At 64.6% G+C, this 14750-nt stretch carries 14 protein-coding genes; 7 read left to right on the top strand and 7 right to left on the bottom strand.

The window, feature by feature from the left end; translation table 11 throughout:
• Positions 1 to 17 precede the first annotated feature (17 nt).
• Together ACP2YP_RS08295 and ACP2YP_RS08290 are read right to left on the bottom strand one after the other, a co-directional pair.
• A complete protein-coding gene (locus tag ACP2YP_RS08295; protein WP_426423569.1) occupies positions 18 to 1568 on the bottom strand; it encodes a hypothetical protein in 1551 nt (516 codons plus the stop codon).
• Positions 1569 to 1663: 95 nt separating this feature from the next.
• The gene (locus tag ACP2YP_RS08290; protein ID WP_426426074.1) at positions 1664 to 2656 is read right to left on the bottom strand and encodes a hypothetical protein; all 993 of its coding nucleotides are present in this window, start codon (positions 2654 to 2656) and stop codon (positions 1664 to 1666) included.
• 280 nt (positions 2657 to 2936) lie between these two features.
• On the opposite strand from ACP2YP_RS08290, the gene ACP2YP_RS08285 reads away from it, so the two are divergent.
• Both ACP2YP_RS08285 and ACP2YP_RS08280 read left to right on the top strand, forming a co-directional pair.
• On the top strand, positions 2937 to 3308 hold the full coding sequence (locus tag ACP2YP_RS08285; protein ID WP_254134161.1) for a Crp/Fnr family transcriptional regulator: 372 nt from the start codon (positions 2937 to 2939) through the stop codon (positions 3306 to 3308).
• A complete protein-coding gene (locus ACP2YP_RS08280) occupies positions 3305 to 4117 on the top strand; it encodes an MBL fold metallo-hydrolase (RefSeq protein ID WP_426423567.1) in 813 nt (270 codons plus the stop codon). Before ACP2YP_RS08285 ends, ACP2YP_RS08280 begins: the two co-directional genes overlap by 4 nt.
• A gap of 77 nt (positions 4118 to 4194) precedes the next feature.
• On the opposite strand, the gene ACP2YP_RS08275 is transcribed toward ACP2YP_RS08280, so the two are convergent.
• The 3 genes from ACP2YP_RS08275 to ACP2YP_RS08265 all read right to left on the bottom strand — a co-directional run bounded on the left by ACP2YP_RS08275 (position 4195) and on the right by ACP2YP_RS08265 (position 6327).
• On the bottom strand, positions 4195 to 4692 hold the full coding sequence (locus ACP2YP_RS08275) for a TPM domain-containing protein (protein WP_426423565.1): 498 nt from the start codon (positions 4690 to 4692) through the stop codon (positions 4195 to 4197).
• 2 nt (positions 4693 to 4694) lie between these two features.
• Entirely contained in the window at positions 4695 to 5582 is an 888-nt protein-coding gene (locus ACP2YP_RS08270; protein ID WP_426423564.1) for a TPM domain-containing protein, read from the bottom strand.
• Between the two features lie 136 nt (positions 5583 to 5718).
• Entirely contained in the window at positions 5719 to 6327 is a 609-nt protein-coding gene (locus ACP2YP_RS08265) for a LemA family protein (RefSeq protein ID WP_426423563.1), read from the bottom strand.
• Between the two features lie 171 nt (positions 6328 to 6498).
• Here ACP2YP_RS08265 and ACP2YP_RS08260 point away from each other — a divergent pair, with 171 nt between their 5' ends.
• The 3 genes from ACP2YP_RS08260 to ACP2YP_RS08250 are packed head-to-tail and all read left to right on the top strand — an operon-like array spanning position 6499 to position 9716.
• On the top strand, positions 6499 to 7350 hold the full coding sequence (locus ACP2YP_RS08260; RefSeq protein ID WP_426423561.1) for an enoyl-CoA hydratase: 852 nt from the start codon (positions 6499 to 6501) through the stop codon (positions 7348 to 7350).
• Between the two features lie 5 nt (positions 7351 to 7355).
• Positions 7356 to 8504: an acyl-CoA dehydrogenase family protein gene (locus ACP2YP_RS08255; protein ID WP_426423559.1), complete on the top strand. Its 1149-nt coding sequence runs from the start codon at positions 7356 to 7358 to the stop codon at positions 8502 to 8504.
• A gap of 15 nt (positions 8505 to 8519) precedes the next feature.
• Positions 8520 to 9716: an acyl-CoA dehydrogenase family protein gene (locus ACP2YP_RS08250; protein ID WP_426423557.1), complete on the top strand. Its 1197-nt coding sequence runs from the start codon at positions 8520 to 8522 to the stop codon at positions 9714 to 9716.
• A 188-nt stretch (positions 9717 to 9904) separates the two neighbouring features.
• Here ACP2YP_RS08250 and ACP2YP_RS08245 read toward each other — a convergent pair whose 3' ends face one another.
• Positions 9905 to 12229, bottom strand: coding sequence for a xanthine dehydrogenase family protein molybdopterin-binding subunit (locus tag ACP2YP_RS08245; protein WP_426423556.1), 2325 nt, complete (start codon positions 12227 to 12229; stop codon positions 9905 to 9907).
• Positions 12230 to 12423: 194 nt separating this feature from the next.
• Positions 12424 to 13299 carry a dihydrodipicolinate synthase family protein gene (locus ACP2YP_RS08240; protein WP_426423554.1) on the bottom strand — a complete coding sequence of 292 codons (876 nt, stop codon included), beginning with the start codon at positions 13297 to 13299 and terminating at the stop codon, positions 12424 to 12426.
• Between the two features lie 193 nt (positions 13300 to 13492).
• On the opposite strand from ACP2YP_RS08240, the gene ACP2YP_RS08235 reads away from it, so the two are divergent.
• Together ACP2YP_RS08235 and ACP2YP_RS08230 are read left to right on the top strand one after the other, a co-directional pair.
• Complete coding sequence (locus tag ACP2YP_RS08235; RefSeq protein ID WP_426423553.1) at positions 13493 to 14245, top strand: transporter; 753 nt, start codon at positions 13493 to 13495, stop codon at positions 14243 to 14245.
• A gap of 213 nt (positions 14246 to 14458) precedes the next feature.
• Complete coding sequence (locus ACP2YP_RS08230; RefSeq protein ID WP_426423551.1) at positions 14459 to 14734, top strand: hypothetical protein; 276 nt, start codon at positions 14459 to 14461, stop codon at positions 14732 to 14734.
• Positions 14735 to 14750 lie beyond the last annotated feature (16 nt).

Genomic DNA, 14750 nt, shown 5'->3' with positions numbered 1-14750 from the left:
TCCAAATCGCTATTTTGCTAACGCGTCTTGATGAAGCACATGCCAATGCGGCTCGAAGCCGCGGCGGCCTGACAGGTGAGACCTTTAGCACAGGTCCATGACGTAAAACTCTGATCCGGCGTTCCCGATCCCTCGTTTTGCAGGGAACAATGGGCGCCCCAGCCGTCCTGATATTCGGTGCCGGCGAGCTCCCGGCTGCCGCGGGTCTGCGGCCGGCTGGCAAATCCGCGCGAGAAATCAGGGCGTTTGCCTGCGGCAAAGGCGGTCAGGATGTCGCGGCGGCGGAGCTGGTCGCCGACAAAATGCGGCGAGGCCGGCACGATGGTGGAGTTCGTCGCCCCGTCCGTCAGCCAGTCCACGCCCGGGAAATGGAAGCCGCCGATGCCCCGGGTCTGGTGGCAGCCCGAGCAGGTGACATCGTTGAGGCGGCGTTGGAAGCCCGCGACCGAGCGGATGTTCTCCATGGTGATGCCGCGTGCGGCCGCCTGCTTCAGCGCGCCGACGACGTCGTCGTCGGTAAAGACGGGATCGCTCTTGCCTTCACCTTTTCCTTCCCCCTGCACCATCCCGAACTCCGGCTGCAGGTCCGATGCATCGAGGCCCGCAGGTGTCGGCGCCACGGCAGCCTTGGCGAGATACTGCTCCGGGATCAGCACGGTGCCGCGATCGAACTCGCGAAGATTCGCAGGCGTCAGCAGCCAGGCCTTGAAATCGCGCCGGAGCGCGTCATCGGCCAGGATACGATCGCGGTCGATCTGGTTCTCCAGCGTCGATTCCTCGAACGTCTTGGTGGCGGCGTCGTATTTGAACACCTTGAGCAGATAGTCGGAGCGGAAATCGTGCAGCGCCGATTTCGGTGCGATCGAGATCTGGATGTTGGTCTCGATGCGATCGATCATCGCATCATAAGGGGCCGAGCGGCTGCCGATCAGCCCTTGCCAATCGCCTTTGTCCAGCCAGCGCCGCGCGACCTCGGCGCAGGTGACAGGCCTGCCGTTGCCATCCGTCTGGTGTGCATCGCGCGCCTTCATCACGAGGTTGAACGTCATCGGCAGGCGCGTCGCGATGTTGCTGCCGTCCGGCTTGGTCTCAAACCGCGCCAGGCGATAGATCAGCCGGATCTCACCGCAGGACTCTTCCGAGACATAGGCGCGGTCCATGCGGTTGACGATGCCTGCCAGCACGAAGCGCGTATTGGCGGAATTCATGTTGGCTCGATCAAACAGCTGGATGTCGAAACCGTCACCGACGCCGATGGTCTCGCTCGGCGAGGTCGCCTTGTGCTGCGCGATGTAGCGATCGAACTCCGCATCGATCGCCGGCGGAATTGCCTTCAGCTGCGGCAGCGAGGCGAACAGCAGATCGCTGGTCAGCGGAACATTCGCGTTCCGCTCAGGCTGCAGCAGGCGAGAAATCGACAGGGCATCGGTCCGGTCGAGCTTGCGGAGGAGATCGGGATCGGTGATCGCGGTGCCGCGCGCGAGCGGCGCGTTCTCTGCTGACGAGAGCGACTTGACGCTGCCAAACAACATAGTGGCAGCCAGGAGAATTCGCAGCGCGCGGCTCATGCTTCCACTAACACCGCGCGTGACAGCCTATTCAAGTAAAAAGGCGCTTCACGCGGTGGTGAAGCGCCTCTTCTGATGAGTCGGATATCGACCGCTTACCGCGCGACGATCAGGCCCTTGCTGGTGACAACCACCCAGCGGCCGTCCTGGCGACGGATCGCATCGACGCGGCCGATTCCGGGGATGGGATCGCCGGCATAGACCTCGTACAGGCCGCCCCGGCCCTCAATCAGCGCGCCGCCATTGGCGACGTCGCGAAGCCTCCAGCCGTCAACCGTCGGCAGGCGGCCCACCTCTGTCTTCGGCACGGCCGGCGCGGGAGCCGGCGCAGCAGCGGCCGTCGCGACCTGGTTCGGAGCCGGTGCGATCGAGCCGGTGGTCTCCTTCGCGGGCGCCGCGGCTGCGGCCTGCGCGGGGGCTGCCGGGGGCGTGGCGCGGAGCTTGTCGACGGTCTCGGACAGCTTTGCGAGCTTGGCCATCGGTTCGGTCTGCGCCTTCTCGAGCTTGTCGAGACGGTCGTTGGCCCGGTTGAATTGGCTGACGCCGGTCTTCGAGGCGTGCTCGACATTGGCCTTGAGCGCGACGATGTCGGCATCGATCCGGGAGACGGAGGCATCCAGCGCACTGGTATCGGCAACCTGCGCCGGCGCCGGGCCGGCGAAATGCATCATGCCGGCGGTCGCGAGCGCGCCACTGATGGCGCCGACGCAGGCCGCGATCGCCACCACCGCGGCTATCGCCGACAGGCGACGCTTGCCGCCGGTATCACGCACCTCGTCCGCCTTCACATGCGGGGCAAACTCTTCGCGGTCCCAGGACCGCTCCGAGGGCGCCATGACAATGAGCTTGCCGGGCTTTGTCTCGGATTTTGGCTCGGGCTTGGTTTCGGCCTGCGGTGCGGCGTTGATCTTGGGCACCTCGATCCCTAAAGCCTCGATCTTTGGCGGCTCGACCTTCGGAGCGTCCGGTTTGGGCGGCGCCTCATGGTCGGGGGCGATCGAGGGGGCCTCGATGCCGGCGGCGGCAGCGACGGCGTCAGTCCGGTCACCAGTCTGGTCACCAGTCTCTTGGCCGGCCAGTTCGGGCATTGCTTCGCTCACGGCTCAAATACTCCAGTCTCGGTTGACTTTTTGGTAACGTTCATTGCTTGCGAATTCCTTACCTCGGGACCCGCTTACCGAAATTTTAGGAACTCGTCCGAGGCCGAATTGGGTCGGGAAAGTGGAACCGGCGTGACGGCGTGCAACAAATTGTCAGCCGATGCTGCCATGCGGTAGACCCCGCCTTAGCCGAAGGGGTTGTTTGCCCGTCGTTGTTCCGCGGCTAACATGGGTCGTCCCGTCAGCCAGAAGGGCGTTTGGGGGTGCCATGACGATCGAGAAATGCATCAACGCGTTTGCCGTCGATGACGTCATCTTCGAGGAGGGCTCGACCGGCCGTGAGCTGTTCGTCGTGCTCGACGGCGAGGTCGAGATCGCCAAGGTCGACGGCGCACGCAAGACCAGCATCATCAAGCTCGGCAAGGGCGAGTTCTTCGGCGAGATGGCCGTGATCGACGGCTCTGCCCGCTCGGCAACCGCAATCGCATCGGCGCCGAACACGAAGGTGATGCGGATCAACCACGCCCGCTTCGTCTATCTCGTTAGCCAGCAACCGGCGTTCGCGCTGATGGTGATGGACGCGCTGTCGAAACGCCTGCGCGCCTCCAACGCCGTCACCTACCGGGCGGCGCAATCATGAGCGAACGGAAGCCGACCGCATTCCCGATCCTGATGAAGAACGACACCTGCTCGCTGATCCAGGCGGCCGATGACGTCTACCAGATCCGTTTCTCAAACCGCGCGGCGAATGCCTATCTGGTGCGCGGCTCGGCGCGCACCATCCTGATCGATGTCGGCCTGTCCTCGAACTATCCGGCAATGGTCGAGTGCCTTAACTTCGTCGGCTGCCCGCCCGATAAGATCGACATGGTGGTGCTGAGCCATGAGCATCTCGACCATATCGGCGCGGCCTGGCACTTCAACGAGCGTCGCACCTATGTCGCCGCCCATCGGCTTGCCGCCAACAAGATCATGCTGCGCGACGATTTCTCGATGCTGCGCAAGATGTTCAACGAGCCGAACGTGCCAATCAACATCGACATCTGGCTCGAGGAAGGCAATCTGATCGACCTCGGCAATTTCCGCCTCAACGTGATGTACACACCGGGCCACACCTCGGCCTGCATCACGCTGTTCGATCAGGACAAGGGCCTGCTGTTCGCCGCCGACACCTTGATGCCGGGCGGCGTCATGGGCGGCGTGTTCGGCTCGGGCAGCATCTCCGACTACATCCAGTCGCTCGAACGCATCAAGGGGCTGAACACGAAGATCCTGCTGTCAGGGCACGGACGCCTATCGGACACACCGCAGGAAGACGTGCGCATCGCGATTGCGCGCTCGCACGGTCTGCTGGAGGACACCGCGCAATTGTTCGATGCGCTGGATGCGCGCTCGAACTTCGAGCCGATCATGCAGTCGGTGCGGGATTTGAACAAGCTGGATGATTGACCCGTCATTGCGAGGAGCGAAGCGACGAAGCAATCCAGAGTCTTTCCGCAGTGGCAGTCGTCTGAGTGCTCCGCCCCTCACATCACCACCGGCTTGTCCGGCAGCTCGTTCGGATGCGCACCCACCGGCGGGAAATGCTTGGCGAGCTCCCGCGACACCGCCGCGATGCCATCGATCACGCCGCGCTCGAACTGGCGGGAGCCGAACTCCGCTTCCATTGCCCGGCAGATCGTCTCCCAGCCAGCAGCACCGACCTTCCCGTCGATGCCGCGGTCGGCGATGATCTCGACATTGCGGTCGGCGAGCAGCAGATAGATGAGGACGCCGTTGTTGTGCGCGGTATCCCAGATGCGCAGATGCGAGAAGACGTCGAGCGCGCGCTCGCGCGCGTGCTGGTTGCGAAACAGCGGACGGCCGTCGAGCGCGCCTTCGACGACGAAGCGGATTTGGCCGGAATGCGTCGTTTCGCTCTGCCTGATCGCCTGCTCGATGCGATCGAGTACGCTTTGCGGAAACACCCGCCTGGCGCGCCAATGGTGCTGGAGCAGATGCCGGGTGATACGCCCAATGCTCATGACTACCAGCTCCCCGAGGCGCCACCGCCACCAAAGCTGCCGCCGCCTCCACTGAAGCTGCCGCTGTCACTGGACGACGATCCGCTGCTCCAGCCGCCGGACGAGGAACCGCTCGACCACGCCCCGCCGCGCGACGACCCCGTCGCGGCCGGAAACAGATCGGCGATGAAGGACAGCACGAAGCCGACGATCCCGGCGAGCAAGGCCCAACCTGCGGATCCGATGATGAGCAACGCCAGGATGGCGATCACGCTGCCGGTCGCGACCGAGCCCAGCAATCGCCCCAGCAGCGCGCGCAGGAAGCCGCCGACGATGAGTGAGGCAAACAGGACGACCGGGGCGAGCGGCCCGATCTCGTCCAAATTGGCAAACTTCACGCTGCGTGAGGGAACCGGCAACGGCTCGCCATCGACGACACGCATCATTCGGTCGACGCCGGCCGAGATGCCGCCGGCGAAATCGCCCTCGCGGAATTTCGGCGTGATGACCTCGTCGATGATGCGACGCGAGGTCACATCGGTGAGTGCGCCTTCAAGACCGTAGCCGACCTCGATGCGCAAATGCCGGTCGTTCTTGGCAACGACGAGGATCGCGCCGTCGTCGACCTTCTTGCGGCCGATCTTCCAGGCCTCCGCCACACGGATCGAGAACTGCTCGATCGTCTCCGGGTCTGTCGTCGGCACGATCAGCACGGCGATCTGGCTGCCCTTCCTTGTTTCGAAGTCGCTGAGTTTCTGGCTCAATGACGCAATGTCGCCGCTTGACAGCGTGCCGGTCCGGTCGACCACGCGGCCGGTGAGCTGCGGCACTGCGACGTCGGCTGAGGCAGGGACGACGAAGGCGAGGAAGAGCGCTGCAACGATGGCTGCACGCCACACACTCAGTGTCATCGCCCGGCTTGACCGGGCGATCCAGTATTCCAGAGACGCCAGCAAGATGCGGAGAAGCCGCGGCGCACTGGATTCCCCGCTTTCGCGGGGAATGACAGCGGTGGGTGGGGTGCGACGCATTTGCAAAGATGCGCGCTTACTTCGACGGCGCGGGCGCTGGATTGAAATCAACCTTCGGCGCGGTCGAGATTTCCTTCTCGTTCTCGACCGAAAAATTCGGCTTCTCCTTGTAGCCGAACATCATCGCGGTGAGGTTGTTCGGGAACGATCGGACGGTGACGTTATAATCCTGCACCGCCTTGATGTAGCGGTTGCGCGCGACCGTGATGCGGTTTTCGGTGCCCTCGAGCTGCGACATCAAATCCCTGAACAGGGCGTCCGACTTGAGCTGCGGATAGTTTTCCGTGACCACAAGCAGCCGCGACAACGCGCTGGAGAGCTCGCCTTGCGCCGCCTGGAATTTCTGGAAGGCCGCGGGATCGTTCAGCACCTCCGGCGTCGCCTGGATGCTGCCGACCTTGGCACGGGCATTGGTGACGCCGAGCAGCACGTCCTTCTCCTGCTGCGCAAAGCCCTTCACCGAATTGACCAGATTGGGCACGAGATCGGCGCGGCGCTGATACTGGTTCACCACCTCGGACCAGTTCGCCTTGATCTGCTCGTCCTCGCTCTGGATCGCGTTGTAGCCGCAATTGGTGAGGCTGAGCGAGGCCAGCGCCGCCAGCACGGTCAGGATCTTGCGCATCAAATTTCTCCCGGTGGAATCGGGCGCAAACTACCAGATTGCATGCACACGGCGCCAGCTATCCCGCGCGGACCGCGCGAAAAGCAGCCGGCTGACGCAAGCCTCTTGCCTATCACCACGCGACATAGTCAACTCGAAGCAAACAAGCCGAAAAAGACACGGGAGCGCGCCATGTCCTCGTTCGAGACCATCCTCGTGGAGCGGCCGGAGCCGGCGATTGCCAGGGTCGTGATGAACCGGCCCGACGCGCGCAATGCCCAGAACCTGCAAATGACCTACGACCTCAACGCCGCCTTCGACGCGGCGGTGCAGGACGACACGGTCAAGGTGATCATCCTCGCCGGCAACGGGCCGCATTTCTCGTCCGGCCACGATCTGCGCCCCGGTGGCAAAAATGCCGCAGGCATCGATTTTCCGCCGATTGGAAATTGGGGTGGCTTTGCGGAAGCGAACGCCCATGGCCGCTTCGCGCGCGAGCAGGAAATATATCTCCAGATCACGCGGCGCTGGCGCAACCTCGCCAAGCCCACCATCGCCGAGGTGCACGGCAAGTGCATCGCCGGCGGATTGATGCTGGCCTGGGCCTGCGACCTCATCGTCGCCAGCGACGATGCGCAGTTCTGCGATCCCGTCGTCACCATGGGGGTCTGCGGCGTCGAATGGTTCGTGCATCCCTGGGAGCTTGGTCCGCGCAAGGCCAAGGAGTTTCTGTTCACGGCCGACAGCTGGAGCGCCGAGGAGGCGCACCTGCTCGGCATGGTGAACCAGGTCGTTCCGCGCGCGGAGCTGTCCGCGCGGGTGCTGGAGCTGGCGCGCCGGATTGCATCAAAACCGTCCTTTGCGCTGAAGCTGACCAAGGAAGCCGTGAACCGCTCGGTCGACGTAATGGGCCAGCCCGCGGCGATCGACCAGGCCTTTGCCCTGCATCAACTTTGTCACGCCCACAATCTTCAGGAGTTCGGCATGGTGGTCGATCCATCCGGACTGCATCCGTCCGTGCGCAAACCGGCGGCCGCGGAGTAGACGCAATGGACCTCAACCTCAATGACGAGCAACGGCTGCTGCGCGAGAGCGCGGAACGCTTCGTAGCCGAGAGCTACGACGCCGAGCACCGCCGCAAGACGGCCAACGATCCGCTCGGCTTCAGCCCGGCGGTGTGGAAACAGTTTGCCGAGCTGGGCTGGCTGGCGCTGCCGATCCCGGAAGAGTTTGGCGGCCTTGGCGGCGGGCCGGTCGAGATCGGCATCTTGATGGAAGCCTTTGGCCGCGGGCTGGTGTCGGAGCCCTATGTCGCAACAGTCGTGCTTGGAGCCGCGCTGATCGACAGATGCGGCAACGCGGCACAGAAGCAGGCGAGCCTGCCCAAGATCGCGGACGGGTCATTGAAGCTCGCATTCGCGCATTCCGAGCGCGTGGCGCGGTTCGACCTTGCCAAGGTCGCGACCATCGCGACCAAGACAGCGCAAGGCTGGCGCCTCGCCGGCAGCAAGATCGCCGTGCTCGACGGCCATGCCGCCGACGAGATCATCGCCTCCGCGCACCTTCATGATCATCAGGGACCATCGGGGCGGATCGGCCTGTTTCTGGTGCCGGCAACGGCGCCAGGCCTTGCGATCTCCGACTATCCGCGCCTTGGCGGCGGGCGCGCCTGCAACATCGAGCTGTCCGACATGCGGCTGCCGGAGGATGCCCTGCTCGGCGACGGCAAGGATGCGTTGCCCGCAATCGAATGGGCCGTCGATCGCGCCATGGCCGCGTTCGGTGCGGAAGCCGTCGGCATCATGCAGACGCTGCTCGACACCACGCTCGACTACACCAAGATCAGGAAGCAATTCGGCCGGCCGCTGTCCGCCAACCAGGTGATCCGCCATCGCCTCGCCGACATGGCGATCCAGGTCGACGAGGCCCGCTCCATGGCGCTGCGCGCCGCGCTGAAGGCCGATCACCCGCCGGTCGAGCGCGCACGCGCCGCGTCGGCTGCGAAGGCGAAGATCGGCAAATGCGCGCGCTTCGTCGGCGAGCAGTCGATCCAGCTCCATGGCGGCATGGGCGTCACCGAAGTGCTCGAGGTCGGCGCCTATTTCAAGCGCCTCGTCGCCTTCGACACGCTGTTCGGGGGCAGCGCGCATCACTACGCCCGCCACGCCCAGCTTGGCCGCGCCACCCAGCCCGCCTGACACAAAGAGCGCATCATGGACCTGTCGTTCAATGCCGAAGAGCGCGCCTTCCAGAGCGAGGTGCGCGGTTTCATCGCCAGGAATCTCACCGAGGAGATGAAGCGCGCCACCGCGCTGACGCCATCGGTGTTCTCCGATCCCGATATCGGCATGGCCTGGCAACGCGCGCTGCACAGGCAGGGCTGGGGCGCGCCCGGCTGGCCGGTCGACCATGGCGGCCCCGACTGGACGCCGGCGCAGCGCTGGATCTTTGAGAGCGAGTGTGCGCGCGCCGGCGTGCCCAATGTCAATGTGATGGGCGTGAAGATGGTCGGGCCAGTCATTATCGGCTTCGGCTCGCCCGAGCAGAAGAATTTTTATCTGCCGCGCATACTCACCGGTGAGGATTACTGGTGCCAGGGCTATTCCGAGCCGGGCTCCGGCTCCGACCTCTCCTCGCTGAAGACGCGCGCGGTGCGCGACGGCGACGACTACATCATCAACGGCACGAAAATCTGGACCACGCATGCGCACCACGCCAACCGCATGTTCGCGCTGGTGCGCACCAGCGACGGCCCGCGGCAGCAGGACGGCATCAGCTTCATCCTGATCGACATGAAGACGCCGGGCATCACGACGCGGCCGATCCTCACCATCGGCGGCGACCACGAGGTCAACCAGGTGTTTTTCGACGACGTGCGCGTGCCCGTCGCCAACCGCGTCGGCGAGGAAGGCAAGGGCTGGACCTACGGCAAATATCTGCTCGAGTTCGAGCGCGGGTCTGGCATTGCGTCCGCCAAGCTGCGCGAAGGGCTGCGCGCCATCACCGAACTAGCCGAGTCCGACCTCACCGGACGCGCCTTCGACAGCCCCGATATCGCATCCCGCATCTCGGAGGTCGAGGTCGACATCGACGCGCTGGAGATGACGGAGCTGCGCGTACTCTCGGCACTGCAGACCGGGCAGAATCCCGGCGCGGTGTCGTCGATCCTGAAGCTGCGCAACAGCGAGATCCGGCAAGCCGTGACGCGGCTCGGCGTCGACGTGATCGGCCACGACGCGCTCGCGGTCGAGCCGATGCGCCCGCTCTACAAGCTCAACCACGAGCCGGCGCTGCCGGAGGATATGCTGACGGTGGTGCCGGAATATCTCAACGGCCGCGCCTACACGATCTTCGGCGGCACGTCGGAGATCCAGCGCGATATTATCGCGAAGATGATGCTGGGGATTTGAGGGGCGCTGGCGCTGCATACTCGGTGTCGTCCCGGACAAGCGCAGCGAAGCGGAGCGCTGATCCGGGACCCATAACCACAGGAAGAGGTTATGGCGTGAGCTGGTAACCGCGTGTCTTCACCAAACCACTCCCTGTGGTTATGGGTCCCGGGTTCGCGCTGCGCGCGCCCCGGGACGACAGCAGAGTGTTAGGCGCCCACCTTTGCATCCCTGATCGCCTTCCAGATCTTCTGCGGCGTCAGGGGCGTGTTGAGCTGGGTGATGCCGAGCTCGGCGAGCGCGTCCATCACGCCGTTTGTGACGCAGGGCGGGCCGCCAATGGCGCCGGATTCGCCGCAGCCCTTGGCGCCGAGCGGATTGGTGCGGCAGGGCGCGGAATCGTCCAGCGTTACCACGATCGGCGGGACGTCATCAGCGCGCGGGATGCAATAGTCCTGATAGCTTGCGGTCAGGAGCTGGCCGTCAGCATCATACGACACGCCCTCGTAAAGCGCCTGACCGATGCCCTGCGCAACACCGCCATGGATCTGGCCGGTGACCAGCATCGGGTTCACGGCGACGCCGACGTCGTCGACGGTGGTGTAGCGCACGACCTTGGACACGCCGGTCTCCGGGTCGATCTCGACCTCGCAGATATGCGTGCCGTTGGGCCAACTCGGACCGTCGACCTCGCCTTCGGAATCGACGCTGAGCTTGGCGCCGGTCTCCTTCTCGGCGATGTCGAACAGGCTGATGCGGCGGTCGGTGCCGACCACGGTGAGCATGCCGCCCTGATATTCGATGTCCTCGACCGAGGTCTCGAGCACGTTTGCCGCTTTCTCGCGCGCCTTCTGGATCAGATCGTTGGAGGAGACGGCGACCGCGGTGCCGCCGACGAACAGCGAACGCGAGCCTACGCTGCCAAAACCCATGGCAAGATCAGTATCGCCCTGCACGACGTCGATCTTGTCCATGGGAATGCCGAGCGTGTCGGAGATCATCTGGGTGTAGGTGGTCTGCAAGCCCTGCCCCATCGCCATGGTGCCGGAATGCAAGATCACGCGTCCTTGCGAGGTCGCGTGCAGGCTGACCTTTTCGGTGTGGGCGCGGCCGCCGGTCCATTCGATATAGGAGGTGAGGCCGCGGCCGTAGAGCAGACCCTTCTTCTTCGCGGCCTTCTTGCGCGCGGCAAAGCCGTCCCAGTCGGCGAGTTTTACCGCACGATCGAGCATGTGGGCGAAGGCGCCGGAATCGTACACCTGACCGGCAGCGTTGGTGTAGGGCAGCTGCGCCGGCTTGATGTAGTTCGCTTTCCGGATCGCGCGTGGATCCATGCCGATTTTTCGCGCGGCAGCGTCAAAGAGGCGCTCGACAATGAAGACGGCCTCGGGGCGGCCAGCACCGCGATAGGCACCGACCGGTGCGGTGTGCGTCATCACCGACTTGACCGCGAAATGCACCAGCGGCAGATCATAGACGCCGGTCTGCACGAAGGGCCCGAGCACCAATGGAATGATGTTGGCAGCGCCCGACGAATAGGCGCCGGTGCAGCCGATCGAGGTGACGCGATAGGCCAGTACCTTGCCCTTCTCGTCGAGCGCGAAGGAGGCGGTCGAGGTGAGATCGCGGCCATGGGTGCCGCCGACGAATTCGTCGGTGCGGTCGCCGCGCCAGCGGATCTTCGTGTTCAGCTTGGTCGCGGCGTAAGCGACGATGCCGTCTTCCGGATAGAGGTTGGTCTTCTGGCCAAAGCCACCGCCGATGTCGCCGACCAGCACGCGCACGCTGTCCTTGGGACGCTTCAGCACGGCTTCCGCCAGCACGTCGCGGGTCGAGGCCGGGGTCTGCGACTGCACATGCAGGAGCAGCCGGCCGGTCTTCTTGTCGATCTCGGCAATGGTCGAGCGCGGCTCCATCGCCGACGGCACCAGGCGCTGGCTGACCAGATCGAGCTCGACGGTGTGCGCGGCCTTGGCGAAGGCCTCATCCACCTTGGCGGCATCGCCATAGCTCATCGCGCCGACAATGTTATCAGGGGCGTCCGGCCACACCACGGGGGCGCCGGGTTTCACGGCTTCGACGGGATCAACCACCGCCGGTTGAACATCGTACTCGACCACGATCGCTTCGGCCGCGCTCTGGGCTTCCGCACGTGACGAGGCCACCACCGCCGCCACCGCCTCGCCGGTGTAACGCACGACCTCATTGGCGAGCAGCCGCCGCGGCGGCACTGTCATCGGCTTGCCGTCGGGGCGCTTGAAGATGCTCAGCGTCGGGATGGTGCCGATGTCGTCCTTGATCAGGTCGGCGCCGGTGTAGATCGCGGTGACGCCGGGCATCGATGCCGCCGCGCTGGTGTCGATCGAGACGATCTTCGCGTGCGCATGGGGTGAGCGCAGCACGTGCAACCACAGTGCGCCGTCTTCCGGCTTGTCGTCGATGAATTGTCCCTTCCCGGTGAGCAGCCGCTGGTCTTCCAAACGCTTGACGGGCTGGCCCGCTCCGAAACGCAAATTGCCGGGAAGAATGTTCATTCCGCTGGATCCTCTAAGCCTCAAAGTGCGGCCGCCTTTTAGCGGATCGACCAGAGGCATGCCAGCCGCGGTTTTGGGCGTCGAGCCCACGGTTTCGTCATCACCGGGCTTGTCCCGGGCATCCACGTTCTTATTCGCGTGTCCTGAGGCGTGGATGGCCGGGACAAGCCCGGCCATGACGACTGCTGAGGGATCTAGCCGAGCTCCCGCAGAGCCGCTTCCACGACCTTGCGCGCGTCGGCCGACAGTGCGGCCTGCGGCGGGACGGGATCGCCGACGTCATAGCCCTGGATCGCGAGGCCGGCCTTGATGCACGCCGCGAGGTTGAAGCGGGCGAAGGCCTCGTTGATGCGCCACAGCCTGCGCTGGAGCGCCATGGCCTCGTCCCAGCGGCCGGCCTGGCAGAGGTCGTAGAGCGCGACGCTCTGGCGCGGGATGATGCAGGCCGGGCCCGCCATCCAGCCGAGGCCGCCGATCAGCATCACCGCGGCCGGGATATGGGCGGAGGCCGAGAACACGCGCAAGGAATCGCCGCAGCGGTTCATGATCGAGAGCAGCCGCCCGGTGTTGGTCGAGGCGTCCTTGATGTAGCCGATGCGCGGATGCTCGGCGAGGCACGCGATGATGTCGAGGGTCAGATCCGAGCGCTGGAATTGCGGATTGGTGTAGATGACGACCGGAATGTCGACGGCATCCGCAATGGCGCGGAAATAGGATTCGATCTGGGCATCGGCGAGCGGGAAGTACGCCTCGAGGATCGCCAGAATGCCGTCGGCGCCGAGCTTTTGATAGGCCTTCGCCTGCGCCACCGCATCCGCCGTCGACGTGGAGGCGACCCCAGCGACGACCGGCACGCGGCCCTTCGCAGCCTCGATCGTGGTCTGCACGATCGCCATGCGCTGCGCGGCGCCGAGATACGCGAACTCGCCGGTCGAGCCGAGCGGCGTCAGCCCGTGCACACCGGCCCCGATCAAATCGTCGCAGAGCTTTGCGAGCACGTCGGTCCGCACCGTGCCGTCGGCATCGACGGGCGAGACGAGATAGGGAAAGACGCCGCGAAAATCGGTCATGTCGGGAATAAAATCCGGGGCAAGCAAGTCTTGTCAGTCAGGCGCGCGATCCATCGCGTGCTACCATGAGGTACTATTGCCAGCAAGCGACCTGCCTTCGACGAGCGTATTTGTGGCTTTAGGAGTTGTCCTGCAGCGTCGGCGGGTTTCGTTGTGTTGCGTCGGCCTTCTTGCCGCCGCGCTGTGCCCCGGCATGGCTCAGGCCGGTGAATGCCCCTCGCCGCAATCGGAGATCGCGACCGATCGCCCTGACGTGACCAATTCCAGCCTGGTCGTGCCTGATGGCAGCATCCAGATCGAGAACGGCCTCAACACCTTCGGCCAAAGCGCCGGCAAGGGCTTCGACGGAAGCAACAGCCGTCTCCGTTTCGGCGTCGCGCCGTGCCTCGAAGTGCTGGTGGACGTGCCAAGCTATGTCGGACGGCTGACCGGCACGGTCGACACCGGTTTCACCAATGTCACCCCCGGCGTGAAATGGCAGGTCAGCGGACTGCCTGAGCCCGCGAACCTCTCGGTGGTGTTCGGAGTCGGCCTGCCGACCGGCACGCCCGCGATCACCGGCGCAGGCTTTCAACCGTATCTGCAATTTCCCTGGTCCTACGAGCTCGGCGGCGGCTGGGGCATCAGCGGCATGTTCACGAGCTTCTTCCGGCCATTCGATTTCGCCAACCGCCAGACCAGCGAGGCGACCTTCGTGATCGAACGGAAGGTCAGCGACAAGCTGGCGCTGTTCGCCGAATATGTCGGCGACTATCCCTCGCGCGGCGCGAGCACGGCGCTACTCAATGTCGGCGGCGGCTATCTCTTGAACCGGACCGAACAACTCGACTTCCACCTGGCCCTCGGCCTCAACCGGAATTCGCCGGACTACATCATCGGTGTCGGCTATTCCTACCGCTGGGACAATGTCCTCGGCGCGGCAACGCGACCGATGCTTCGGCATTGACCAGTTTTGAAGAACTGCGCATCTGCGCGCCCGAGCGCGCGCGCTGGAACGTCAGGCAGGCTGACGCCTCCGCGCTCACAATCAATAATACTTGACGCAATCTTATGCATCCTTTCGGTGTGAACGGCTTCACACCGGACTTGGCCACCGGGGTCTAGCGTCGCGGGCGCTGCGGACAACAAGCGCAGCGATCCCTTAGCGAGGAGTCAGGTCATGGAAATTTGCATCAACTTCGGTGGCGCACGACATTGCTTCTTCCTACCGATCTTTCAGATCCCGATCAACTGGGGCAAGCCCGGCCCCAATCCGCACAACTATCCGGCCCTTTTCCAGGATGCGATGATCCTGGCGGCGGTGTCCAATGTGGCGAAACAGATCACCGACGAGAACGTGCGGAAATCAGTCGAGCAAGGCATCACGGCCGGCTTCCAGGCCGCGCAGAAGCATGCCGGCGCCGACGTCTCGATCAACCCCGTGGCACGCGGCTGAACGTGCACCACTGACC

Source organism: Bradyrhizobium genosp. A, from assembly GCF_049949275.1.
Taxonomy (GTDB): domain Bacteria; phylum Pseudomonadota; class Alphaproteobacteria; order Rhizobiales; family Xanthobacteraceae; genus Bradyrhizobium.
The sequence above is the reverse complement of the archived record's forward strand: the minus strand, read 5'-3'. Positions and strand labels throughout refer to the sequence as shown.